Here is a 742-nt window from a genome sequence, read left to right on the forward strand (position 1 = left end):
GTCGTCGTCAGCTTGTGCAAAGCATCCTTGCGGACGTTTGCGATACGCAAGTGCAGCCGGGCAAGCTTGGCTTTCGCTTTGGCCCGGTTTGCACTTCCCTTCTTTTTGCGCGCGAGCGATCGCGACAGGCGCACGATGCGCTTGTGCTCGGCGCGGTGCGGCTTCAACGCGGGCTCGGTCGTGCCATCAGTGAAGGTCGCGAGCGTCGTAACGCCGAGATCGACGCCGACGGCGCCACGGTCCTGCTTCGCAGTCAAGCGGTCTTCCGTCTCGACGGCCAGCGCGACATACCAACCATCGGCCATGCGGCTCACCGTCGCCGACTTGACACGGCCCGCAAAGCGCAACGCCTCGCGCATGCGAACGACGCCACAGCGCGGCAGCTTGACTGCCTTGCCGGTCACCTCGACTGCGTGGCTCGTCGCATCCGCCGGCCCGTTGTCGGCACGGAACGAATCGCGGATGCCCTTACGCTTGAAGCGCGGGTAGCCGGGCTTCTGGCCGAGCTTCACGCGCCTGAAAAAGTGCTCGAACGCGAGTCCGACGTTCTTGATCGCGGTCTGAGGTGCGCATTTCGTCACCTCAGCCATCCAGGGGAATTCGGCCGCCTTGATCGCGTTCAGTTGTTTGCGGAGCGCCGCCTCATTCGGCTTGCCGCCGGCCTCATACTGCCGCTTCCATTCCGCCAACGCCCAGTTATAGGCGAACCGGGACACGCCACAGGCGCGTGCGAAATACACGC

The 742-nt window shown here is 64.4% G+C and carries 1 protein-coding gene; it reads right to left on the bottom strand.

Features of this window, described 5'->3' with window-relative positions; genetic code table 11:
• On the bottom strand, positions 1-740 hold a 740-nt coding region (locus SB822_RS54735), incomplete at its 3' end, for an RNA-guided endonuclease InsQ/TnpB family protein (protein WP_410858804.1).
• Positions 741-742 lie beyond the last annotated feature (2 nt).

Origin of the sequence: Paraburkholderia sp. SIMBA_054, assembly GCF_046534875.1 — a bacterium.
GTDB classification, from domain to species: domain Bacteria; phylum Pseudomonadota; class Gammaproteobacteria; order Burkholderiales; family Burkholderiaceae; genus Paraburkholderia; species Paraburkholderia hospita.